This window comes from Longivirga aurantiaca (assembly GCF_042660085.1).
Lineage (GTDB): Bacteria > Actinomycetota > Actinomycetes > S36-B12 > CAIYMF01 > Longivirga > Longivirga aurantiaca.
On sequence record NZ_JBHSTI010000008.1, the window covers coordinates 1,543,658 to 1,565,630 of the forward strand.

23 protein-coding genes are annotated in these 21,973 nt (G+C 71.8%); 12 read left to right on the forward strand and 11 right to left on the reverse strand.

From position 1 onward, the window contains the following. Positions 1-115 precede the first annotated feature (115 nt). Entirely contained in the window at positions 116-1,990 is a 1,875-nt protein-coding gene (locus ACFQGU_RS11210; RefSeq protein ID WP_386768245.1) for an ABC transporter ATP-binding protein, read from the forward strand. Positions 1,991-2,001: 11 nt separating this feature from the next. Here the strand turns inward: ACFQGU_RS11210 and ACFQGU_RS11215 are convergent, their stop codons facing one another. The 4 genes from ACFQGU_RS11215 to ACFQGU_RS11230 form a co-directional block, all read right to left on the reverse strand. After that, positions 2,002-2,625: a hypothetical protein gene (locus ACFQGU_RS11215; protein WP_386766672.1), complete on the reverse strand. Its 624-nt coding sequence runs from the start codon at positions 2,623-2,625 to the stop codon at positions 2,002-2,004. An 18-nt stretch (positions 2,626-2,643) separates the two neighbouring features. Further along, positions 2,644-2,997 carry an iron chaperone gene (locus ACFQGU_RS11220; RefSeq protein WP_386766674.1) on the reverse strand — a complete coding sequence of 118 codons (354 nt, stop codon included), beginning with the start codon at positions 2,995-2,997 and terminating at the stop codon, positions 2,644-2,646. A 21-nt stretch (positions 2,998-3,018) separates the two neighbouring features. After that, entirely contained in the window at positions 3,019-3,801 is a 783-nt protein-coding gene (locus ACFQGU_RS11225; RefSeq protein WP_386766676.1) for an SDR family oxidoreductase, read from the reverse strand. Positions 3,802-3,917: 116 nt separating this feature from the next. Beyond that, on the reverse strand, positions 3,918-4,724 hold the full coding sequence (locus ACFQGU_RS11230; RefSeq protein ID WP_386766677.1) for an SURF1 family cytochrome oxidase biogenesis protein: 807 nt from the start codon (positions 4,722-4,724) through the stop codon (positions 3,918-3,920). Positions 4,725-4,860: 136 nt separating this feature from the next. Here ACFQGU_RS11230 and moaA point away from each other — a divergent pair, with 136 nt between their 5' ends. Next, positions 4,861-5,859, forward strand: a complete 999-nt coding sequence (moaA, locus tag ACFQGU_RS11235) for a GTP 3',8-cyclase MoaA (protein ID WP_386766679.1) — start codon at positions 4,861-4,863, stop codon at positions 5,857-5,859. A 7-nt stretch (positions 5,860-5,866) separates the two neighbouring features. Here the strand turns inward: moaA and ACFQGU_RS11240 are convergent, their stop codons facing one another. Beyond that, positions 5,867-6,166 (reverse strand): DUF3099 domain-containing protein, encoded by a 300-nt coding sequence (locus tag ACFQGU_RS11240; protein ID WP_386766681.1) that lies wholly within the window; start codon positions 6,164-6,166, stop codon positions 5,867-5,869. 132 nt (positions 6,167-6,298) lie between these two features. On the opposite strand from ACFQGU_RS11240, the gene ACFQGU_RS11245 reads away from it, so the two are divergent. Beyond that, positions 6,299-6,511 carry a dodecin gene (locus tag ACFQGU_RS11245; protein ID WP_386766683.1) on the forward strand — a complete coding sequence of 71 codons (213 nt, stop codon included), beginning with the start codon at positions 6,299-6,301 and terminating at the stop codon, positions 6,509-6,511. Continuing rightward, the gene (locus tag ACFQGU_RS11250; RefSeq protein WP_386766685.1) at positions 6,508-7,086 is read left to right on the forward strand and encodes a GNAT family N-acetyltransferase; all 579 of its coding nucleotides are present in this window, start codon (positions 6,508-6,510) and stop codon (positions 7,084-7,086) included. The genes ACFQGU_RS11245 and ACFQGU_RS11250 overlap by 4 nt, the downstream gene beginning before the upstream one ends. Before the next feature lie 215 nt (positions 7,087-7,301). Here the strand turns inward: ACFQGU_RS11250 and ACFQGU_RS11255 are convergent, their stop codons facing one another. Genes ACFQGU_RS11255 through ACFQGU_RS11265 form a run of 3 tightly spaced genes read right to left on the reverse strand, consistent with a single transcriptional unit; the run spans position 7,302 to position 11,211 of the window. Continuing rightward, positions 7,302-8,687: a metallopeptidase TldD-related protein gene (locus ACFQGU_RS11255; protein ID WP_386766687.1), complete on the reverse strand. Its 1,386-nt coding sequence runs from the start codon at positions 8,685-8,687 to the stop codon at positions 7,302-7,304. Then, on the reverse strand, positions 8,684-10,213 hold the full coding sequence (locus tag ACFQGU_RS11260) for a TldD/PmbA family protein (RefSeq protein WP_386766689.1): 1,530 nt from the start codon (positions 10,211-10,213) through the stop codon (positions 8,684-8,686). The genes ACFQGU_RS11255 and ACFQGU_RS11260 overlap by 4 nt, the downstream gene beginning before the upstream one ends. Next, a complete protein-coding gene (locus ACFQGU_RS11265) occupies positions 10,210-11,211 on the reverse strand; it encodes a quinone oxidoreductase family protein (RefSeq protein WP_386766691.1) in 1,002 nt (333 codons plus the stop codon). Before ACFQGU_RS11265 ends, ACFQGU_RS11260 begins: the two co-directional genes overlap by 4 nt. A gap of 117 nt (positions 11,212-11,328) precedes the next feature. On the opposite strand from ACFQGU_RS11265, the gene fabG reads away from it, so the two are divergent. The 4 genes from fabG (at position 11,329) to ACFQGU_RS11285 (ending at position 14,496) form a co-directional block, all read left to right on the forward strand. After that, complete coding sequence (gene fabG / locus ACFQGU_RS11270) at positions 11,329-12,048, forward strand: 3-oxoacyl-ACP reductase FabG (protein WP_386766693.1); 720 nt, start codon at positions 11,329-11,331, stop codon at positions 12,046-12,048. 23 nt (positions 12,049-12,071) lie between these two features. Beyond that, positions 12,072-12,851, forward strand: a complete 780-nt coding sequence (fabI, locus tag ACFQGU_RS11275) for an enoyl-ACP reductase FabI (RefSeq protein WP_386766695.1) — start codon at positions 12,072-12,074, stop codon at positions 12,849-12,851. Between the two features lie 71 nt (positions 12,852-12,922). Further along, complete coding sequence (locus tag ACFQGU_RS11280) at positions 12,923-13,963, forward strand: potassium channel family protein (RefSeq protein WP_386766697.1); 1,041 nt, start codon at positions 12,923-12,925, stop codon at positions 13,961-13,963. Next, the gene (locus tag ACFQGU_RS11285) at positions 13,960-14,496 is read left to right on the forward strand and encodes a SixA phosphatase family protein (protein ID WP_386766698.1); all 537 of its coding nucleotides are present in this window, start codon (positions 13,960-13,962) and stop codon (positions 14,494-14,496) included. Before ACFQGU_RS11280 ends, ACFQGU_RS11285 begins: the two co-directional genes overlap by 4 nt. Positions 14,497-14,505: 9 nt before the next feature. Here ACFQGU_RS11285 and ACFQGU_RS11290 read toward each other — a convergent pair whose 3' ends face one another. Next, positions 14,506-14,880, reverse strand: a complete 375-nt coding sequence (locus tag ACFQGU_RS11290; RefSeq protein ID WP_386766700.1) for a YciI family protein — start codon at positions 14,878-14,880, stop codon at positions 14,506-14,508. A gap of 313 nt (positions 14,881-15,193) precedes the next feature. Between ACFQGU_RS11290 and ACFQGU_RS11295 the strand changes: the two genes are divergently transcribed. Beyond that, a complete protein-coding gene (locus ACFQGU_RS11295) occupies positions 15,194-16,669 on the forward strand; it encodes an HNH endonuclease signature motif containing protein (protein ID WP_386766702.1) in 1,476 nt (491 codons plus the stop codon). A gap of 931 nt (positions 16,670-17,600) precedes the next feature. Here the strand turns inward: ACFQGU_RS11295 and serB are convergent. Together serB and ACFQGU_RS11305 are read right to left on the reverse strand one after the other, a co-directional pair. After that, the gene (gene serB / locus ACFQGU_RS11300) at positions 17,601-18,845 is read right to left on the reverse strand and encodes a phosphoserine phosphatase SerB (protein WP_386766703.1); all 1,245 of its coding nucleotides are present in this window, start codon (positions 18,843-18,845) and stop codon (positions 17,601-17,603) included. A 13-nt stretch (positions 18,846-18,858) separates the two neighbouring features. Further along, the gene (locus tag ACFQGU_RS11305) at positions 18,859-19,671 is read right to left on the reverse strand and encodes a hypothetical protein (protein WP_386766705.1); all 813 of its coding nucleotides are present in this window, start codon (positions 19,669-19,671) and stop codon (positions 18,859-18,861) included. A gap of 44 nt (positions 19,672-19,715) precedes the next feature. Between ACFQGU_RS11305 and ACFQGU_RS11310 the strand changes: the two genes are divergently transcribed. The 3 genes from ACFQGU_RS11310 (at position 19,716) to ACFQGU_RS11320 (ending at position 21,972) form a co-directional block, all read left to right on the forward strand. After that, a complete protein-coding gene (locus ACFQGU_RS11310) occupies positions 19,716-20,498 on the forward strand; it encodes an ABC transporter ATP-binding protein (protein WP_386766707.1) in 783 nt (260 codons plus the stop codon). Between the two features lie 74 nt (positions 20,499-20,572). Then, positions 20,573-20,995 carry an NfeD family protein gene (locus tag ACFQGU_RS11315; RefSeq protein ID WP_386766709.1) on the forward strand — a complete coding sequence of 141 codons (423 nt, stop codon included), beginning with the start codon at positions 20,573-20,575 and terminating at the stop codon, positions 20,993-20,995. An 80-nt stretch (positions 20,996-21,075) separates the two neighbouring features. After that, complete coding sequence (locus ACFQGU_RS11320) at positions 21,076-21,972, forward strand: SPFH domain-containing protein (RefSeq protein WP_386766711.1); 897 nt, start codon at positions 21,076-21,078, stop codon at positions 21,970-21,972. The last annotated feature ends 1 nt before the right edge of the window (position 21,973 follow it).

The following is a 21,973-nucleotide window of genomic DNA, read 5'->3' on the forward strand; positions in this document are numbered from 1 at the left end:
CGCCCGTCGGACGGGTCGGGAATGCTGACCTGCGGGAACAACGGCGCCATGCCACGGTGTTCTCGCTGGGCACGGCCGAACGGTCGAGCCAGGACCAGGAGGCCCACGCGTGTCGATGTCCGGCCAGCACATGGCATGGCGCTCGTACCGCCGCGACGACTCGGTGCTCAACAAGAAGCTGGCACCGGGCACGTTCCGCCGGATCGTCAGCTACGCACGGCCGTACAAGGTCCTCGTCATCGGCTTCCTCATCACCCTGGTGATCGACGCGGTGCTCGTGGTGGCCCAGCCCCTGCTGTTCCGCCGGATCATCGACCAGGGCGTGACGCCCGGCGACGCCCAGGTCGTCACGACGACCGCGATCCTCATCGCGCTCATCGCCTTCTTCGACGCCGGTCTCACCCTCGTCGGTCGCTGGTACTCCTCCCGCATCGGCGAGGGCCTGATCTACGACCTGCGGACGCAGGTGTTCGACCACGTGCAGCGCATGCCCGTCGCCTTCTTCACCCGGGCCCAGACCGGTGCCCTCGTCTCGCGCCTGAACAACGACGTGATCGGAGCGCAGCAGGCGTTCACCTCCACGCTCTCCGGCGTCGTCGGCAACATGATCAGCCTGGTCGCGGTCGTGGTCGCCATGCTGTTCCTGTCGTGGCAGATCACGGTGGCCTCGCTCATCCTGCTCCCGATCTTCCTCGTGCCCGCCCGCTGGATCGGCCGCACGCTGCAGCAGATGACGCGAGAGCAGATGCAGCTCAACGCGGACATGTCCACGCAGATGACCGAGCGCTTCAACGTCGCCGGCGCCCTCCTGGTCAAGCTGTTCGGCCGCCCTGACGAGGAGGCTGCTGACTTCTCGGGCAAATCCGGACGCGTGCGCGACATCGGCGTGAAGATCGCCATGGCCAACCGCGTCTTCTTCACCGCGCTCGCCCTGGTGGCCTCGCTCGCCACGGCGCTCGTGTACGGCGTCGGCGGCAACCTCGTGATCAACGGCGTCCTCACGATCGGCACCCTGCTGGCCCTGGCGGCGCTGCTCGGCCGCCTGTACGGCCCGCTCACGGCGCTGTCGAACGTGCGCGTCGACGTCATGACCGCACTCGTCAGCTTCGAACGGGTCTTCGAGGTGCTCGACCTCGAGCCGATGGTGCAGGACGCGCCTGACGCCCGACCGCTCACGCCGGGCCCCGCCACCGTGCGCTTCGACCACGTGCGCTTCCGCTACCCGTCGGCCGACGAGGTGTCGCTCGCGTCGCTGGAGTCGATCGCGCGGCAGGACTCGTCACCCGTGCGCGACGACGTCCTGCGCGACGTCAGCTTCACCGCGGAGCCCGGCCAGATGGTCGCTCTCGTCGGCCCTTCGGGCGCCGGCAAGACGACCATCACCGCGCTCGTCTCCCGCCTGTACGACGTCACCGAGGGGTCGGTGTCGGTCAACGGTCAGGACGTCCGCGAGGTCACGCAGGAGTCGCTGCACGCGCTGGTCGGCGTCGTCACGCAGGACGCGCACATGTTCCACGACACGATCCGCGCCAACCTCCTCTACGCGCGCCCCGGCTCCACCGACGAGGAGCTGCACGCCGCCCTCGCCGACGCCCAGGTGCTCGGCCTGGTGCAGGCCCTCCCGGACGGGCTCGACACCGTCGTGGGCGACCGCGGCTACCGCCTGTCGGGCGGGGAGAAGCAGCGCATGGCGATCGCGCGGCTGCTGCTCAAGGCGCCGGACGTCGTCGTCCTCGACGAGGCCACCGCACACCTCGACAGCGAGTCGGAGGTGGCTGTCCAGGAGGCCCTCGCGCACGCGCTGCAGGGCCGCACCTCGCTGGTCATCGCGCACCGCCTCTCGACCATCCGCGAGGCCGACAAGATCCTCGTGATCGTCGACGGCCGCGTCGCCGAGGAGGGCCGCCACGACGAGTTGCTCGCAGCCGGCGGCACCTACGCCGACCTCTACCGCACGCAGTTCGCCACGCAGGAGACCGCGCCCGCCTGAGGCGCGCCCTCCTAGCTGCTCAGAGCGAGGATGACCGCCGCCATCACGGTCTTGGTGTCCTTGGCCGACGCCGTGGCGAGCAGGTACACGGAGTCTCCGTACGCCCACGCCATGGCGTACAGCGGGGGCGCGCCCTTGCGGGTGGTCTTCCATACCGTCTCGCCCGACACGGTCGCCTTGTCCGCACGCTTCAGCATGGCGAAGCCGGCGGCCGCATCGATCGCCGCATTGCGCGCCTCGGTGGCGGTGAAGTCCCGCTCCGCGCGCAGCATGGTGATCACGCCGCCCACCTCGCCGTCGGCCGCGATGGCGCGCACCACGGCACCCTCCATGCGCGGGTCGTCGTCGGAGGCGCCGCCCATCTGCTTCAGCAGCGCGTCGTCGTCGATCCCGTCGGAGACGTACTCGAAGCCGTCGATCTGCGGCAGGTCGGAGTCCGGGATGGTGGTGATCGACGGAGCCGGGCTGCTGCTCGCAGAGGCGGTCGGCGACGCGCTGGTCGGGGTCGGCGCTGCACTGGACGTGGTGCTGGAGGTCGGTGCGCCGGTCGCGCCGCCGTCGCTCGACGACGCCCCGCAGCCGGCGAGGACGAGGCTGACGGCCAGTGCGCAGGCAGGCAGGACAGGGGACTTCATGGTTCCCCCGGAGAGTGATCAGGCCGCGCGTTCGGCGGCCAGTGCTCGGACGATGCGGCGTACCAGCTCGAGGTCGATGCCGTCCTTCAGGACCAGCTTGGTGGTGCCGCGCCCGGACGAGAGCGGCGCGAGCTCCTCGACCAGCTCCGGCGGCGATGCCGGGGTCGGATAGATGCTCACGTGCTTCGCCCAGCCGGCGACATGGACGACGGTGGAGCCGTCGAGGTCGAAGGTCGGCATGCCGTAGCTGATGCGCTCGGTGGCACCGGGGAGCACCTCGTGCACCACGGCACGGATGTCCTGCAGGGCGGCGCGGACGGCATCGGGCTGCGCAGCCAGGTAGTCGTCGATCGTGCCGGGGGTGGCGGGCATCGTCCGAGTATGGACGTGCGGCTACAGGCTTCGCAGCATTCCGCCGTCGACCGGGACGAGGCTCCCGGAGACGTACGAGGCGGCGGGGGAGAGCAGGAACGCGGCCACCCTGCCGAGCTCGTCGGGCTCGCCGTAGCGGCCGAGCGGGATCGCGGCCTCGTTGCGACGACGCACCATGTCGGGCGCACCCAGGCGGGCGTCGACCGCGAACATGCGGTCGGTCGCGAGACGGCCGGGAAGGATCCCGTTGACGCGGATGCCGCGCGGGCCGAGCTCGTCCGCGAGGTCCTTGACCATCATCGCGAGGCCGGGTCGGAGGCCGTTGCTCGTGGTGAGACCCGGGACGATCTCGCGGGCGGACGACGACAGGATCAGTGCGATCGAGCCGCCGGCGCCGGCGACGTTGTGGGGCTCGGGGCTCATCGCGTTCGCGGTCGCCCGGGCCACGCGCAGAGCGCCGAGGAAGACGGTCTCGAACGAGATCCGCCACGTCTCGTCGTCCGTGGTCATCGGCGTACCGGCGGCGGGACCGCCGACGCTGATCAGGGCGCCGTCGAGGCGGCCGAAGCGGGCTACCGCGGCGGCCACGACCCGCTCTGCCGAGGCGCTGTCGGCCAGGTCCGCGGGCACTCCCACGGCAGACGACGAGCCGAGCTCGGCGATCGCCTCGTCGATGCCCTGCTGGTCGCGCGCGCAGATCACGACCTGGGCGCCCTCGGCGACGAGGGCCCGCGCGGAGGCGAGCCCGAGGCCGCGAGAGCCCCCGGTGACGACGAACACGCGGTCGTGAAGTCCCAGGTCCATGTCCGCAGTCTGCCCCGGTATCGGGCCGTCGGCACCGTGCCACGCGGCCGAACGGGTGACTAGTCGTCGCTTTGCGCTACGGCGCGGCCCCAGGAAGTGGACGCAGAGTCACCGGTTCAGTCGATGGACCCGGTCGGCTGCGGGGGTCCTGTCGGTGTGCCGTCGGTCGCGAGGGCGGCCTCGGCCGCCGCGTACTCCGACTCACGACGGATCAGGAGCACGAACCCGACGACCGCGACACCGGCGAAGAACACCCACTGCACGGCGTACGACAGGTGCGGGCCGTCGGACAGGTCCGGGAGGGGGATCGGGCGCAGATCGGCGCTGTCGGCGGGGGAGGACTCCACCAGGGTCACGTAGCCGGGGTACGCCGACGCGCCGCCCGCCACCAGGGGCACGGACAGGTCGGTGATCTGTCCCGCAGGGAGGTCGCCGGGCTGGACGTCGGGGGCGGCCTCCGACGGCTGGAGCCGCCCGGTGAGCGTGATCTCGCCCGTAGGCGGCGCCGGCACGGCCTGGGCGGCGCTGGCCGATCCGTCAGCCGCGATCCAGCCGCGGTTCACCACGAGCACCGACCCGGAGCTGGTCACCAGCGGGGTCACCACCCAGAAGCCGTTCTTGCCCTCGAGCGGCCGCTTGCGCACCAGGACGGTCGAGCCGGCGTCGTACCGCCCGGTGGCGGTGACGGGGAACCAGCGCTGGTCGTCCCCGACGGCATCGAGCGGGTCGCCGGCACGCATGACCGAGTCGACCGGGACGGGCGCCGCGGCGCTGTGCGTGGTGACCAGGTCGTTGAAGTACCGGCGGTCGTCGAGCCGGCTCAGCTGCCAGCGCGACAGCAGGATGAACGAGGGCAGCACGAGCAGTACGAGGAAGCCGAGGGCCAGCCACCGCGGCTGGCGCAGGAACGCGTATCTGCCCACGTCCAGAGCCTAAGCGGCGAAGCCCGTGTCCTCATCCGCGGGATCGGCGAGGCGGTGGCTCCGCAGGTGCGGAGGGCTCGTCACCCACTGCGGAGCCGGGAGGGCGGTACGGCCCACGGGCACCTAGTCTGACCGCATGCGTCTCGTCGACGGGTTCGGACGGGTGGCCACGGACCTCCGTGTGTCGCTCACCGACCGCTGCAACCTGCGGTGCACCTACTGCATGCCCGCCGAGGGCCTGCCCTGGCTGCCGAGCGACACGCTGCTGACCGACGACGAGCTCGTGCGCGTCATCCGCGTCGCCGTCGACCTCGGGGTGACCGACATCCGGTTCACCGGCGGGGAGCCGCTGCTGCGGCCGAGCCTGCCGCGCATCGTGCGCGACATCGCCGCCCATCCGTCGTCGCCGCGCATGTCGCTGACCACCAACGGGATCGGGCTGGCCGCCGTCGCCGCCGACCTGAAGGAGGCGGGCCTGCACCGGGTCAACGTCTCGCTCGACACGCTCGACGCCGACCGGTTCAAGGAGCTCACCCGGCGCCCCCGGATCGACGACGTGTTCCGCGGGCTCGAGGCCGCCGCGGCAGCCGGTCTCACCCCCGTGAAGGTCAACGCCGTGCTCATGCGCGGAGTCAACGACGTCGAGGCCGTCGACCTGCTCACCTTCTGCCTCGAGCGCGGCTACGAGCTGCGGTTCATCGAGCAGATGCCGCTCGACGCCCAGCACGCCTGGACCCGCGCCGAGATGATCGCCGCCGACGAGATCCTGGCGCTGCTGGCGACCACCTACGACCTCGTGGCCGATGACGTGCCCCGGGGCAGCCAGCCCGCCGAGAAGTTCCGCGTGCGCTCCCTCGACGGCGCCGACCTCGGCACCGTAGGGATCATCGGCTCGGTGACGCGGCCCTTCTGCGCGGCGTGCGACCGGGTCCGCCTCACGGCCGACGGCGCGGTGCGCAACTGCCTGTTCGCCCGCGACGAGCACCCGATCCGCGACATCGTCCGCAACGGCGGCACCGACGAGGACATCGCCGCGGTGTTCCTCGGCGCGATGGCCGTGAAGAAGGCGGGGCACGGAATCGGCGACCCCGGGTTCGTCCAGCCCGACCGGCCGATGTCCGCGATCGGCGGCTGAGCGCCGCTCAGGAGCTGCCGCGGCCGAGCATCCGGCGCGTCGGCTTCATCGCGACCGTGAACCCCTCGCGGTCGCTGCGCTCGCGCCCGGCGTTCGCCATGATCACAGCGACGTACGGCAGGAAGACGGCGCCCGCTACCAGGAACCAGCGCCAGGGCGAGGGAGCGATCACCGCACCGACGAAGCAGGCCGTGCGGATGCCCATCGACCACAGGTAGCGGCGGGTGCGGCCCGACTGGTCGTCCGAGAGCCCGGCGCCCGCATCGGTGATGCGGTGCACCTCCTCGCGGGCGGGCTTGTCCAGCACCCGCCTACCGTACGGCCGACACGAGGGCCCGGCATCCGGTGGCCCGGGCGGATCGGACGTGATCCGTGCCGCACCGCGGAACCTCGACGTCCCGCCTGACCACCGGAGGGGCGGCTGCGGCAGGATGCGGGCATGAGCAACCGCACCTACCGCGTCACCGAGATCGTCGGCACCTCCACCGAAGGGCTCGAGGACGCCATCCGCAACGGCCTCGGCCGGGCGTCGCAGACGCTGCGCCACCTCGACTGGTTCGAGGTCACCGAGATCCGCGGCCAGCTGCGCGAGGGCAACGTCGAGCACTTCCAGGTGGGCATGAAGGTCGGGTTCCGCCTCGAGGACGCGTGACCCGCGTCGACGCCCCCGGGCCCGGCGTGCGCGAGGTGCGGATCACGCACCTGGAGATGACCGACCCGGCCGAGCTCACCCCCGCCCGTGAACCGCGGGTGGAGGCCTCGTTCGTGCGCGCCGGCCGGCCGGCGCCGGAGCTGTCGCGCTACTTCTACCGCGCCGTGGGCGGCGACTGGTACTGGCTCGACCGCATCGAGTGGACGTACGACCAGTGGCTCGCCTGGGTCAGCGCCCCCGGCCACGAGCTCTGGTACGCCGTCGTCGACGGAGTGCCCGCGGGATACGTCGAGCTCGACCGGTCCTCGGGCGGCCCGGGCAGCGTCGAGATCGCGTACTTCGGCCTGCTCCCGTCGTACGCCGGGCTCGGCCTCGGCGGCTGGCTGCTGACCCGCGCGATCGAACGAGCCTGGGCGGTCGAGGGCACCACGCGCGTCTGGGTGCACACCAGCGAGCTCGACTCCGAGGCCGCGCTGTCGAACTACCAGGCCCGAGGCCTGCGCGTCTGCGGCACCGAGACCGAGCTCTGGGACACCAGCCGCCCCTCGCCCGGCCCCTGGCGCACCGCCCGCTAGCTCACCCGGTTCGCGACGAATGCGTGTGCGATGAAGGGGCCCTTCGTTGCTCAGAGCGCAACCAATCCGGCCTTCATGAACCCATCCGGCGGCGACTCACGCCCGTGCCGTGATGGCCGGAACTTGTTCGGCTCAGGGAGATGAAGTCCCCTACCGGGCCGTCCTTCGGCCCTTGTGGCCCGGCGGGGGCCCAGCCTTCATCCCGAACACGGCAGCTACGAGGCCTGGGAGACGGTGCTGAAGTTGAAGTCGTCGACGAGCAGCGGCGGCATCACGGCGCGGTTGAAGTAGTCGCCCATCTCGCGCGCCAGCGTGGGCACGGGCGCACCGGCGTCGCGGATGCGCGAGAGCAGCGCCAGCGGCGACTCGTTGAACCGGAAGTTCGTCGCGGCACCCACGACCTCGCCACGGCGTACGACGTAGACGCCGTCGCGCGTGAGGCCGGTGAGGAGACCGGTCTGCGCGTCGACCGTGCGGTTGTACCAGGTGCACGTGACGAGCAGGCCGTCGTCGGTGCGCGCCACGAGGTCGGCGAGCGAGCCGCTGCCGCCCTCGACGTCGAGCCGCAGGTTGTCCGCGGCCGGCTGGAAGCCCAGGCCGGTGACTGCGGCCGTGTGCCGCGAGGTGATGAGGCTCGACAGCACACCGGTGTCGATCCACCGCGTCGCCGGGACGGGCATGCCGTTGTCGAAGACGCTGCCGTACGGCGACGACGCGGTCGTGATGAGGAACGGCTGCGCCTCCTGACCGGCCCATGACGGGTCGGACGACAGCGTCACGCGCGGATCGGCCACGCTCTCGCCGACGCGCGTGCCGCCGCCGCGGCGGCTCCAGACCGACTGCCCCTCGTGCGCCATGAGCGCGGCCGACGACCAGTAGAGGTCGATCATCAGGTCGGACACCGCGCTCGGCGTGAGCAGCGCGCGGTGACGCCCGGCCTCGACGTCGACCGAGCGCTCCTGCCACGCGAGGCCCTGCCGCACCTCGGCATCGAGCACGGACAGGTCGACGCCGTGCAGCGTGCGGCCGGCGCGGCCCACCCAGGCCGAGCGCGTGCGCTCGTGGCTCTTGCCCGTGAGCTCGATGCGCCCCTCGGAGTCGGTGAACCGCAGGCGGACGCCGGTGCTCGTGCCGAGGTAGTTGGTGCACATGCTCTGCTCGGCGTACCCGAAGTGCTCGACGCCGTCCCTACGGCCCGCGGCCAGCACCTCGCCGAGGCCGGGGGCGATCGTGGCGAACGACTCCGCCGTCTCGACGGCGGGCGCGTCGGCCCAGTCGGCCGAGGCGGCGACGTCGCGCACGAGCTCGGCCGCATCCTCGGCCGGTCCGTCCTCGAGCGCCATGAGCTCGGCGCGCCGCACCAGCGCGGGCAACGACTCCAGCGACGGCGCGCTGACGGTGACCGAGCCCGACGCGATACCGCCCTCGACATCGACGATCGCGATCACCGTGACGGTCGTGCCGAGCGTCTCGCCGTTCGTGGTGAGCGTGCTGCGTGCCCAGCGGAGGTTGGCGATGCTGCGTGCCTGGACCAGCACGATGCAGCCGCGGGACGTGGACGCGGCAAGCGCTCGCTCGACGAGATCCTGGGGCGCGATCACCGTCCCGCCTCCTTCGCCGAGTTGAGCACGTTGACCTGCTCGAACACCGCGGCCGGGCACCCGTGCGACACCGCCGCGACCTGGCCCGGCTGGCCCTTGCCGCAGTTGAACGCGCCGCCGAGGAGGTACGTCGACTCGCCGCCGATCGCCTTCATCGAGCCCCAGAAGTCGGTGGTCGTCGCCTGGTAGGCGACATCCTTCAGCTGGCCCTCGATGCGGCCGTTGCGGATCCGGTGGAACCGCTGCCCGGTGAACTGGAAGTTGAAGCGCTGCATGTCGATCGACCACGACTTGTCGCCGACGACGTAGATGCCGTCCTCGACCCCCTCGACCAGCTGCTCGAGGGTCGGCCCGTCCGGCGCCGGCTGCAGCGACACGTTGGGCATGCGCTGGATCGCCGTGTGCACTGCGCTGTCGGCGTACGCGCAGCCGTTCGATCGGTCGAGTCCGTGCTCGTGCGCCATCGCACGGTCGAGCTGGTAGCCGACGAGGATGCCGCGATCGATCAGGTCCCACGTCTGCCCGGCCACGCCCTCGTCGTCCCAGCCGACGGTCGACAGCCCGTGCTCCACCACGCGGTCGCCGGTGACACGCATGCCGGGAACGCCGTACTTCAGCGTGCCGAGCTTGTCGGGCGTGGCGAACGACGTGCCGGCGTAGTTGGCCTCGTAGCCGAGCGCACGGTCGAGCTCGGTGGCGTGACCGATCGACTCGTGGATCGTGAGCCAGAGGTTCGTCGGGTGGATGAGCAGGTCGTACCTGCCCGGCTCGACCGACGGCGCTGCCAGCTTCTCCGCGAGGTACGTCGGCAGCGCCGCGATCTCGGCGTCCCAGTCCCAGCGGCGCGCACCGCCGACGTCGGTGACGTCGCCCGTGACGTACTCCCAGCCACGGCCCGACGGGGGAGCGGTGGTCGACATGGTCTCGAACGCGCCGGTCGACGGATCGACGGCGAGCGCGGTGACGTCCGACTCGAGCCGCACCCGCTGCTGCACCGTGCGGCTGCCGGCGAGGTCGGCGTAGAAGGTGCGCTCCTTCACCGCGTGCAGCGCCGCCGTCACGTGCGCCACGGCCTCGTGGGCCATCACGCCGCGGCTGCGGTCGGCCAGCAGCGCCACGCGCTCGCCCTCGGCGACCGAGAACGGGTCGACGACGTACGACGACACCCACGAGCCGATGTGCACCGGCTCGGGCGCGAGCTCGACGCGCGCGGTCGCGAGCGGTGCGCTGATGCGGGCCATCGCCACCGCCCGGGACGCGAGCGTCGCAGCGGCGGCGGGCTCGATCACGTCCGAAGCCGCGAAGCCCCAGCAGCCGTCCACCAGTACGCGGACCGACATGCCGTTGTCGTCGTCGTGGCTCGAGCCCTCGACCTGGGCGTCGCGCAGCTTCTGGTAGGTCGTCAGGGTCGAGACGATGCGCAGGTCTGCGTGCGCCGCACCGAGCGAGCGCGCCCGCTCGAGAGCGGCGTCGGCGCAGGCGTCGAGGGGGAGGGCGAGGAACTCGCTGTCGACCTCGTGGGTCACGCGCGGTCTCCGTCCAGGGTCGGGTCGAGGACGACCTTGCCCGTGGTGCGTCGGGCGCGCAGGTCCTCGTGGGCCTGACGTGCGTGGGACAGAGCGTAGGTGTGACCGGCCAGCGGCCGAAGCCGTTTGTCGGCGACCATGGCCACGAGCTCGGCGAGGGGCTCGACGATCATCGTGCGCGCGCGCTTCGGGTGCATGGCGTCGACGAGCCAGAAGCCGATGATCGAGTGCGACCCCACCAGGAGGTTGCCGGGCGAGACGGGGTGCGGCGCGGTGCGGCTCGCCATCCCGTAGGTGACCAGTCGGCCGAACGGCGCGAGCGCCATCAGGCTCCCGTCGAAGGTCGTGCCGCCGACCATCTCGAACACCACGTCGACCTTTCCGCCGCCGTTCGCGTCCATGAGGAGGTGCTCGATGTCGCGCGGGTGCGCCTCGGGGCTGCCGACGACGCCGACGTCGGCGCCGAGGTCGAGCGCGAGGTCGATCTTGTCCTGCGACGACGCCGTCGCGATGACGCGACCGGCACCGGCCTGCTTGGCGAGCTGGACAGCGAGGTTGCCGACGCCACCGGCCGCGGCGTGGACCACGACGGACTCGCCGGGCTGCACCCGGGCGCAGGTCTTCACGAGGTGCCACGCGGTGAGCCCCTGCACCAGCAGGCTGAGGGCCGCGGCATCGCTGACGCCGTCCGGGACGTCGAAGGCGAGGTTGCTGCGGACGACGGCGCGCTCGGCGTAGCCGCCGCCGTGCGCCACGAAGCCGCAGACGCGCCGCGGGAAGCCCTCGGGGTCGACGACGCCGACCACCTCGGACCCGGGCACGAACGGCAGCTCGCTGCCGGACAGGTAGGTGTTCTCGATCTGGTGGGTGTCGGCGAAGTTGACGCCGGCACCGGTCACGTGGACCAGAAGCTCGCCGGGGCCGGCATGGGGCTCGGCGAGGACGACGGGCTCGAGGACCTCGGGCCCCCCGAAGCTGCGCACCTGGATCGCTCTCATGCCTCCGACCCTAGTCCGGCCCGACCGGCGATGCGGTTCCTCCATACCCTCCGGTAACCGCTAGTTTCGCCCGTGGCGGCCGCGCAGCGCGGCCCCTTTCTGACGACGGAGGCGCGCGTGAGCCGCGTGGTGCTGGTGACCGGTGGCAACCGGGGGATCGGCCTGGCGATCGCGCAGGCGTTCGTGGCGCTCGGCGACAGGGTCGCCATCACCGCCCGCAACGGCCAGCTGCCCGCCGAGCTCGAGGGCACGGACGTGCTGGTCGTGCAGGCCGACGTCACCGACACCGCGAGCATCGACGCCGCCTTCGACCGCATCGAGGCCGAGCTCGGCCCCGTGGAGGTCGTCGTGGCCAACGCGGGCGTCACCCGCGACGGGCTCATCATGCGGATGAGCGACGACGACGTGAACGCCGTCATCGACACCAACCTGGTCGGATCGCTCCGAGTCGCGCGCCGGGCGGCCAAGGGGATGGTGCGCCTGCGCCGCGGACGCATCGTGTTCGTCTCGAGCGTCGTCGGCCTGCTCGGCTCGGCCGGCCAGACCAACTACGCGGCGTCCAAGGCCGGTCTCGTCGGTCTCGCCCGCTCGCTGGCCCGTGAGCTCGGCAGCCGCGGGATCACGGCCAACGTCGTCGCGCCCGGGTTCGTCGACACCGAGATGACCGCGGTGCTCGGCGAGGACCGCAAGACCGAGATCCTCGGGTCCGTGCCGCTCGGCCGCTACGCCTCCACCGACGAGATAGCCGGCGTCGTCACCTTCCTCGCCGGCGACGCTGCCGGCTACATCACCGGAGCCGTCGTCCCCGTGGACGGCGGCCTGGGCATGGGTCACTGACCCGTCCGAGCAGAAGGACCACCATGGGAATCCTCGAGGGCAAGCGGCTGCTGATCACCGGCGTGCTGACCGACCAGTCGATCGCGTTCCACGTCGCACGCCTGGCGCAGCAGGAGGGCGCCACCGTCGTCCTGTCGTCGTTCGGCCGCGCGATGTCGATCACCACGCGGATCGCCAAGCGGCTGCCGGCCGAGGCCCCGGTCATCGAGCTCGACGTCACGAACCCCGAGCAGCTCGAGGGCCTGGCCGACGTCCTGCGCCAGCACGTCGACGGGCTCGACGGCGTCCTGCACTCGATCGGCTTCGCCCCGGAGGCCGCGCTGGGCGGCAACTTCCTGCACACCCAGTGGGAGGACGTCGCGACCGCCGTGCACGTGTCGGCGTTCTCGCTGAAGTCGCTCGCCGTCGCATGCCTGCCGCTGATGGTGGGGGAGGGCCGCACGTCGTCCGTCGTCGGCCTCGACTTCGACGCCCAGGTCGCCTGGCCGAAGTACGACTGGATGGGCGTGGCCAAGGCTGCTTTCGAGTCGACCTCGCGCTACCTCGCCCGCGACCTCGGCCCGCAGGGCGTCCGCGTCAACCTCGTCGCCGCCGGCCCGATCAAGACCACCGCGGCCAAGTCGATCCCGGGCTTCGACGAGTTCGACGGGGTCTGGGGCGGCAGCCGCGCCCCGATCGGCTGGGACATGAGCGACCCCGAGCCGGCCGCGCGCGCCTGTGTCGCGCTGCTGTCGGACTGGTTCCCGAAGACCACCGCCGAGATCATCCACGTCGACGGCGGCGTGCACGCGATGGGCGCCTGACGCACATCACTCCCCGGCGCGCCCCGTCGGCGCGTCTCCCGGTACGTCCGTCCGGCATGCTGGCCCGTGTGGTGAGAGGTCAGCGGAAGTACGACCGCGTGGTCGCGCGCCCTGTCCGCTACCGATCGGCGAATGCGCGGCGTCTCGCGGTGGCGCTGTCGTCCGTCGTGACGGTGATCGTGGTCGGCACTATCGGCTACATCGCGCTCGGGGTGGACGCGCTCGACGCGCTCTACCAGACCGTGACCACGGTGACGACGATCGGCTTCCGCGAGGTCGTCCCGTTCGACAGCAGCCTCAAGATCTACACGATGATCGTCGCCCTCGCGGGCGTCGGCACCGTGCTCTACGCACTCACGCTCACCCTCGAGCTGGTGATGGAAGGCCAGCTCGGCAACCTGTGGGGACGGCGACGTATGCAACGCGACATCGACCAGCTCGAGGGTCACGCGATCGTCTGCGGCTACGGACGGGTCGGCAGGGCGGCGGCCGAGCAGCTCGCCGCCTCCGGCGTCGAGGTGGTGGTGGTCGACCAGAGCGAGACGCGGCTCGAGTCGTGCCCGCTCCCGCACGTGGTCGGCGACGCGACCGACGACGACGTGCTCCGCGCCGCCGGCGTCCGCACCGCCAAGACCCTCGTGGCCTCGCTCGACGACGACCCCGGCTCGGTCTTCGTGGTGCTCACCGCCCGTAGCGTGAATCCTGACCTGTTCGTGATCGCGCGCTCCCGCACCGACGACGCCGAGGCCAAGTTCCTGCTGGCCGGCGCAGACCGGGTGGTCAACCCGCAGCGCATCGGCGGCAACCGCATCGCAGCGTTCGCCGACTCGCCGGACGTCGTGGACTTCCTCGACGTGGTGATGCACGAGGGTCGGCACGAGTTCCGCCTGTCCGACATCGAGGTGCACGCGGGCTCGCCCCTCGTGGGCTCGACCATCGCGGACACGCGCGCGGAGGAGGGGGGCAGCGCGATCCTGCTGGCTCTGCGCAGCCGAGGGAAGTTCGTGACGAACCCGGACCCGAACCGGCCGCTCGACGTCGGCGACGTGCTCATCGTGGTCGGCACCGCCGACCAGGTCGAGGCGCTGCACCAGAGGGCGCACGCCCAGTGAGCCGCCGCCTGGTAGTTCTCCGTCACGCGAAGTCGGCGTACCCGCCCGGCGTGGTCGACCACGACCGCCCGCTGGCCGAGCGCGGTGTGCGGGACGCGCGTGCGTCGGGTGCGTGGCTGCGCGAGAACGTCGGGCTTCCCGACCATGTCGTGGTCTCGAGCGCTCGGCGTACGCGCGGCACCTGGACCCTCGCGGCCGGGCCGCTCGGCTACATCGGCGCCGCGGGCTACGACCTGGACTCGCCCGGGCCGCTGACGATCGACCCGCGTGTCTACGACGCCTCGACCGGCACGCTCGTCACGGTGCTGCGCGAGCTGCCCGAGCGGGTGCATACGGCCGTGCTCGTGGGCCACAACCCCGGCTGCGAGTCGCTCGTCGACCACCTGGCGCGCACCGCCGATCCGGAAGCCGCTGCGGCGATCCGGCTGAAGTACCCGACCTGCGGGATCGCCGTCCTCGACGTCCACGTGCCGTGGGCCGAGCTGACTGCCGGCAGCGCGCACCTCGCGACGTTCGTCGCGCCCCGCGGCTGAGGCGCCGGACTAGCGGCGCACGCCGGTCGCGCCGTCCGGCCGCGACTTGAAGCGGCGCACCTCCTGCGGCCAGCCGCAGGCCTCGGCGATGCGGCCGGCCCAGTAGCGCGCGGTCTCGTCGTCCGGCACCTCGATGATGGCGAGGCCGCCGAGGAACTCCTCGGTCTCCGCGTACGGCCCGTCGGTGATGAGGAGCTCGCCGCTCGTGGCGTCGGCGCTGGCGGCCGTCTCGATCTCCTCCACGAGCCCGCCGGTGTAGACCATGACGCCCTGGGCCTCCATCTCGGTGACGACCGCCATCGCGAGCGGGCCGCGCGAGCGGAACCACTCCGCGGGGTGGTCGCCGACCCACTGCTGGTTGAAGTGGATGAGGTATTCGGCCACGTCGTCCTCCTCCTGCCCGTGCGGGCCCGACGCCCGCCTCCACATCCTGTACGAACGGGAGCCGCGCGTATCGACACCGCTCGAGGAATCTCGTCGCTCAGGTCGGACCGTCCCGGCTCGGGTGTCACATCGCGTCGCGGGGGAGGCGTTCCCCCCCCCAGCTCAGGCCCCCGCCGATTTGGTAGTGGGAAGTCGCGGCGGGGCGCGAGTTCCCACTACCAAATCGGGGTGCGGCCGGATTCGGTTGTGGTTGCTGTGGATTTCCCCTGTCGGGTGTCGGTGCGTTGTCGGAGGTGGTTGGCATGATGGGGTCATGTCCCAGGCCACCTTCGTCGATCCGGCGGTGGAGCTCGCGCGCCTGGTCGCGGGTGCTCGGGGTCTGCTGAGCGAGGCGTCGGTGCTGGCCGGTTCGGGTGCAGTGTCTGAGGTGCAGCTCGCTGGTCTGCCGGAGCTGACGGCGGAGCTGTTCGCGGTGCGGGACGCCGCCCACGCCCTGGGGACCGTCGCGGTGGATCGCCTGGATGCGTCGGGGGTGCTGGCGTCGGCGGGGTTCGGGTCGACGACGGCGTTCCTGACCCAGCGCACCGGCATGGCCCCGGGCAGGGCCGGCAGCGTGGTCTCCGGCGCGCGGACGCTGCGGTCGTATGCCGCGACCCGGGTCGCGCTGGTAGCGGGCCGGGTCACCCCGGACCTGGCCGCTGCCCTGGTGCGCGGGTCGGAGGCGGCGATCGCGGACAAGACCGACCAGGACCGGGTCCAGTGGCGGGCGTTCTGCGAGGACTACCTCCTCCCCATCGCGGAGCAGGGCTCGGTCGAGGAGGTCGGCGGCGCTGCCGCGGTGCTGCGGGAGATCCTGGACCCGGAGGCCGCTGCCCGCCGCAAGGAAGAGGCGATGGCCGGCCAGTTCCTCACCGTGACCCAGGTCGGGGACCAGTTCGTCATCAAGGGTGCCCTCACCCTGGAGGACGGCGCCGCGCTCAAGACGCTGCTCGATCGGATGCGCGACGCGAAGTACCGCACGGGATCCCTGACCCCGGACGAGCAGCCCACCGGCGACGCCGCGGTCGACGAGCGCCGCCGCCGGATCGCGGCCGCGCACCAGGACGCCCTGTCGTTGAACCACCTCGTGCAGCTGTGGCTGGCCAACGGCATGGTCGGCCGCGCCCACGGCGTCCGACCGCACGTCACCATCACCACCAGCGTCGACGACCTCGAGGCGGGGTTCCCCGCCGAGATGACCGTCCCCGGGGTCAGCGGCCCGGTGCTGGTGAACGCCGACACGGTGAAACGGATGCTCTGCGACGCCTCAGTCACCGAGATCTCAACAGCCGGGTCCGTCGCCGATCGGCACGCCCACCACCACGACGGCATCCCCTGCCACGGCGCTGCCCACCACGGACGACACGGCCACGTCCACGGCGTCGTCGGCTGCGAGCTGCACCCCGGCTCCGCGCGGCTGCTGCGCCGCCGCCACCACGTCTGGGACGAGGGACGCCGCTACCGCACCGTCCCACCCCGCCTGCGCCGCGCGCTGGACCTCCGCGACCGGCACTGCGCCTTCCCCGGCTGCCGGATCGCGGTCGGGTGGTGCGAGGCCCACCACATCACCGAGTGGGAGCACGGCGGCGCCACCGACCTCGACAACCTCACGCTGTTGTGCGCGAAGCACCACCACGCGGTGCACGAGGGCGGCTGGACCATCGTGAAGAACCCCGGCATCGACCCGGGATGCCCGACCTGGCTCACCGTCGACCCACCCGACCCCAGCCCCGTCCGAACCCGGCCCTGAAGAAGGGCAGCATGACCGCAGCGAGCCCCATCCATCAGATGCAGGGTTCCATCGTCATGCCCTTAGGTCACGCGCTGTAGAGCATCGCCGTGACCTGATTCCAGGCGAGTGATATCGGTTCCCCTCTGTGTCAAGAGACGGCTTCCGCGAGGGGTCTGGAAGCGCGCGATTCTCCGTTGTGTCTAGAGCGACAGCAGTGCCCGGATTGCGTGACCTACTACGTCGTTGAGGGTAGCGAGACGCTGCCATAGCCGGGCACCGACAACGTGACGAGGGTGTGACCGCCAGCGTCGAACAGGGTCACCGGGACCGACTCCCATATGTCAGGAGCGTGCATCGTCGTTGCGTCACATCCGGAGACCGTGTTGCCCAGACCTGCGGTGAGGGACCCGTACAAGGCACCTGTGCTGTCGGTTGCCTGGGTTAGCTCGCAGGAGTACTGGGCGGGAACGGATTCCTCGTTCCTGACTCGGAGTTGCACCACGCAGTCGCTGGAGTCACAGCGCATCGAATCGACGGCGACCGTGAACTTGGCTGATCCCAGTCCGTACTCCGAGGGCGACGTCGGGTTCGGTCCGAACTCCATCCAAACGCGGTCCATAGTGGCGGGCACGGTGGCTCCCACGGGGCGAGTAGGACCCCACGACTCCGAACTGCCGCAACCAGCCGCAATCCCTACGAGAGCAACTAGGCAGACGACGAACAAGATCGGTGTGTGGCCACGCACCAGTGTCCCAGTTCCGGTACTTGTCCCAACCATGGCAAACCCCGCAATGCCTAGCGGCGCGTCGCCGAGCCAGCCCGAGAGATGCACCGCACCAACTACATCTTGCTCCGAGGCCTCAGGCGAACGCGAACGCGACCGCAACCGCAACGGCAACCGCAAGCGCAGCCTAATGCAGGGTATTGGGCGAGGATTCGGGGCCGTCGGTCAACGGACCGGGGGAGCGGGGGTCGGGGTGCCGGCCTCGGCGTCGGCCTGCTCGATCTCCTCGCGGGTGATGCCGAGCAGGTAGAGCACGGGGTCGAGGAACGGCACGGTGAGTCCGGTGTCGGCCTGTGCACGGACGACGGGCTTGGCGTTGAACGCGATCCCGAGCCCGGCGGCCGCGAGCATGTCGAGGTCGTTGGCGCCGTCGCCGATCGCTACCGTGCGGTCCATCGGGATGCCCTCGAGCGCCGCGAACTCGCGCAGCGCCTCGGCCTTGGCGGCGCGGTCGACCACGGCCCCGACCACGCGGCCGGTGAGCACGCCGTCGACCACCTCGAGCACGTTGGCGCGCGCGTGGTGGATGCCGAGCTCCTCGGCGAGCGGGTCGACGACGGCGGAGAAGCCACCGGACACGACTGCCACGCGGAAGCCGAGACGCGTCAGAGTCCGCACGAGGGTGCGAGCGCCCGGTGTGAGGCGGACAGCCGAGCGCACCTCGGCCAGTGCCGACTCCGGCACGCCGGCGAGCAGAGCCACGCGGGCGTGCAGCGACTCGGCGAAGTCGAGCTCGCCGCGCATCGCGCGCTCGGTCACCTCGCGCACCTCGGCCTCGCAGCCGGCGTGGTGCGCGATGAGCTCGATCACCTCGTCCTGGATCAGAGTCGAGTCGACGTCCATCACCACGAGGTAGGTGCCCCGCCCGCGGAGGCCACGACGCTGGACGGCGACGTCGACCCCGAGCGCTGCCGACTCGACCGCCAGGGCCTCGCGCAGCTCCTGCTGGTCGGCGCCCGACACCGACAGCTCGATCGCTGTCACGGGGTACGCCGCGGTGCGCACGATGCGGTCGATGTTGCCCCCGAGCGCCGAGATGCGGCGCGTGATGCCCGACAGCGCGGACGGCAGCAGCGGATGCCCGAGCACCGTGACGAGCAGCCGTCCGCGACGGCCAGGGACGTGCTCGGCCGCGCCGAGCACGACATCGGCGTCCATCTCCAGCGACGCGGCGACCTCGCGCGCAGTGTCCGCGGCGGCGTCGAGCACGAGCGCGGAGCCGTGCTCGACGGTCGGCCCCACGAGGACTCCGAGAGTGAGTCGCCCGCGGATGACGACCTGCTCGGCGTCGAGGATCTCGAGGTCGTGGGCCGCCAGCGCACCGGTGAGCGTCGCGGTCACGCCCGGGCGGTCGCGGCCGGTGAGGGTGATGAGGAGCGTGCGCGGCTGCTCGTCGGCGTCGTGGTCCATCTCGTCGCCGAGCCTAACGATCGGAGTGCCAGGCCTTCCGGGGAGGCTCGGGCTCGGCCTGCGCCGAGCAGGCGGCGCACAGCGCGTGCCGGGCCGCGGCCCGCAGCGGGCGGAGCGTCTCGGCCCGAGCGGCGATCTCGGCTGCGGTCACGGCTGCGCCCTCGGTCGAGGCGGCGACCTGCAGGATGCCGAGCAGGCGCGCGGCCTGCACGACCGAGCGCTGGGCTCTAGCCGGCAGCGACGGCGGCAGGTCGATGCGCGAGACGTCCTTCTCCACGCCGCGGAGCCTGCCCGCGACGTCGTCGCGACCCCGTGCGAGGTCCATCGACACGAGCGCCGCAGTGGCGTCGCGCAGTGCGTCGGCGAGCGCGCGCTCGGCCTCCGACATGGTCGGGAGGCCGTGCGGGTGCACGGAGTACGCCACCTCGCGCACGTCCCAGCGCACCACGTCGCCTGCCTCGCTCGGCGCCGACGTCGGCAGCAGCGCCCAGTGCGGCGTGGCGGGGCCCGTCACCGTGATCACCGCCTCCCCAGCGGCCGTGGCATCGGCGTTCACCGCGGGCGGGCCGGGGAGCCCCACCGGGTCGCCGGGCTCGGGCAGAACCACGCGCAGCGCCGTCACGCCCGCAGCGCGCAGCCGACCGAGTGCCAGGCCGACCGGCACGACGTCGTCCTCGCCGGGCACGCCGAGGACTCGGTGCAGCGCGTCGGGCCCGACTGCGTGCAGCGCGGCGTCCTCGACCGTCGTGGCACCCGACAGGTAGGCGTTCCCCCAGAGCGTGAGGAGGGCGGCACGGGGGAGTGCGGCACGTCGGTCCGAGGGCACCCCGCAACCCTAGGACGACGCCCGCGACCCGTAGGGTTCGGCACGTGAGCGACGTCCTGCGGTTCCTGAACGTCGACGTCGTGCGCGGTGGCGTGCCGATCGTCGACAAGGTGAGCTGGGACGTCGCCGAGGGCGAGCGCTGGGCCGTGCTCGGCCCGAACGGCGCGGGCAAGACCACGCTGCTCGCGATCGCCGCCACCCTGATCCACCCGACCCGCGGCACGGCCGAGGTGCTCGACGAGACGCTCGGCCGCACCGACGTCTTCGAGCTGCGCCCCCGCATCGGAGTCGCGAGCCCGACCCTGAGCGAGTACATACCCGACGACGAGATCGTGGCCGACGTGGTCGTCACCGCGGCGTACGCCGTGGCGGGCCGCTGGCGCGAGCGGTACGAGGTCGACGACCACGGCCGGGCGCAGGGGCTGCTCGACCAGCTCGGCGTGGGTCACCTGGTCCGCCGCACGATCGGCACCCTGTCGGAGGGGGAGCGCAAGCGGGTCCTGGTGGCCCGCGCGCTCATGACCGACCCCGAGCTGCTGCTCCTCGACGAGCCCGCCGCCGGCCTCGACCTCGGTGGCCGCGAGGACCTCGTGCGACGGCTCGGCGAGATCGCCAACGACCCCTACGCGCCCACGACCGTGCTGGTCACCCATCACGTCGAGGAGATCCCGTCCGGGTTCACCCACGGGATGCTGCTGCGCCAGGGCGCCGTCGTGGCCCAGGGGGTCCTGCACGAGGTTCTGACGGCGGACAACCTGTCCGCCACCTTCGGGCTGCCGCTCATGGTGGAGTTCCGCGGCGACCGCTGGTGGGCCCGCGCCGTCTGAGGCGCATCCGCCGTACGGCCGGTGTCGGGCGAATCCTGCACGGCGCCGGGAGCGGACGGATCTAGGATCAGGGCATGGAACCGTGGGTGTGGTGGTTGATCGCGACCGGTCTGCTCCTGGTCGGTGAGATGCTCACGACCACGCTGGTGCTGGCGATGATCGCGGGCGGCACCGCGGCAGCGACCGTGGTCGCGGCGGCCGGGGGAGGCCCGGCTCTGCAGTTCGGCATCTTCGCCATCGTCGCGCTGGGCCTGCTCTTCGTCGTACGCCCCATCGCGCGCAAGCACCGCAAGCAGCCGCCCTCGATCCGCACGGGCGTCGACGCCCTCGCCGGCAGCGACGCCGAGGTGGTCGAGCAGGTGACCGGGCGCGACGGCCGCGTGAAGATCGGCGGCGAGACCTGGTCGGCCCGAGCCATCGACGCCGACCGCGTCATCGCAGCCGGCGAGATGGTTCGGGTCATCAAGATCGACGGCGCGACCGCGCTCGTCGACTAGATCGCACACCGCACGGCACGTCCGCCGACCGGCGGGACGGGGATCGGGCGCACGTCGCGCCGAGAAGGGGAGTTCCAGCCATGGAGATCGGAAGCCTTGTAGCGGTGGTGATCGCGCTCGTCATCGTGCTGTTCGTGATCGTCACGCTCGCCAAGGCCGTGCGCATCGTGCCCCAGGCACGCGCGGGCATCGTCGAGCGGCTCGGGCGCTACAGCCGCACCCTCAACCCCGGCCTCTCGCTGCTGGTGCCCTACATCGACCGGCTCAAGCCGCTCGTCGACATGCGCGAGCAGGTCGTCTCGTTCCCGCCCTCGTCGGTCATCACGCAGGACAACCTCGTCGTGAACATCGACTCGGTCATCTACTTCCAGGTCACCGACCCGAAGGCCGCGATGTACGAGATCGCGAGCCCCATCACGGGCATCGAGCAGCTCACGGTGACCACGCTGCGCAACGTCATCGGCGGCATGGACCTCGAGCAGACCCTCACCTCGCGCGAGTCCATCAACAACGCGCTGCGCGGCGTCCTCGACGAGGCCACCGGCAAGTGGGGCATCCGCGTCAACCGCGTGGAGCTCAAGGCGATCGACCCGCCCGCGAGCGTGCAGGAGTCGATGGAGAAGCAGATGCGCGCCGAGCGCGAGAAGCGTGCGGCGATCCTCACCGCCGAGGGCTTCAAGCAGTCGCAGATCCTCACGGCCGAGGGTGAGAAGACCTCCGCGATCCTGCGCGCCGAGGGTGACGCCCAGTCGCAGATCCTGCGCGCCGAGGGCGAGGCCCAGGCCATCCAGAAGGTCTTCGACGCCATCCACGCCGGCGGCGCCGACGACCAGGTGCTGGCCTACCAGTACCTCCAGGCCCTCCCGTCGATCGCCAACGGCACCGCCAACAAGGTGTGGGTCGTGCCGGCGGAGCTGTCGAAGGCGATGGAGAACCTCGGCTCTGCGTTCACCCGCAACGACGCCCCGAAGGGCTGAC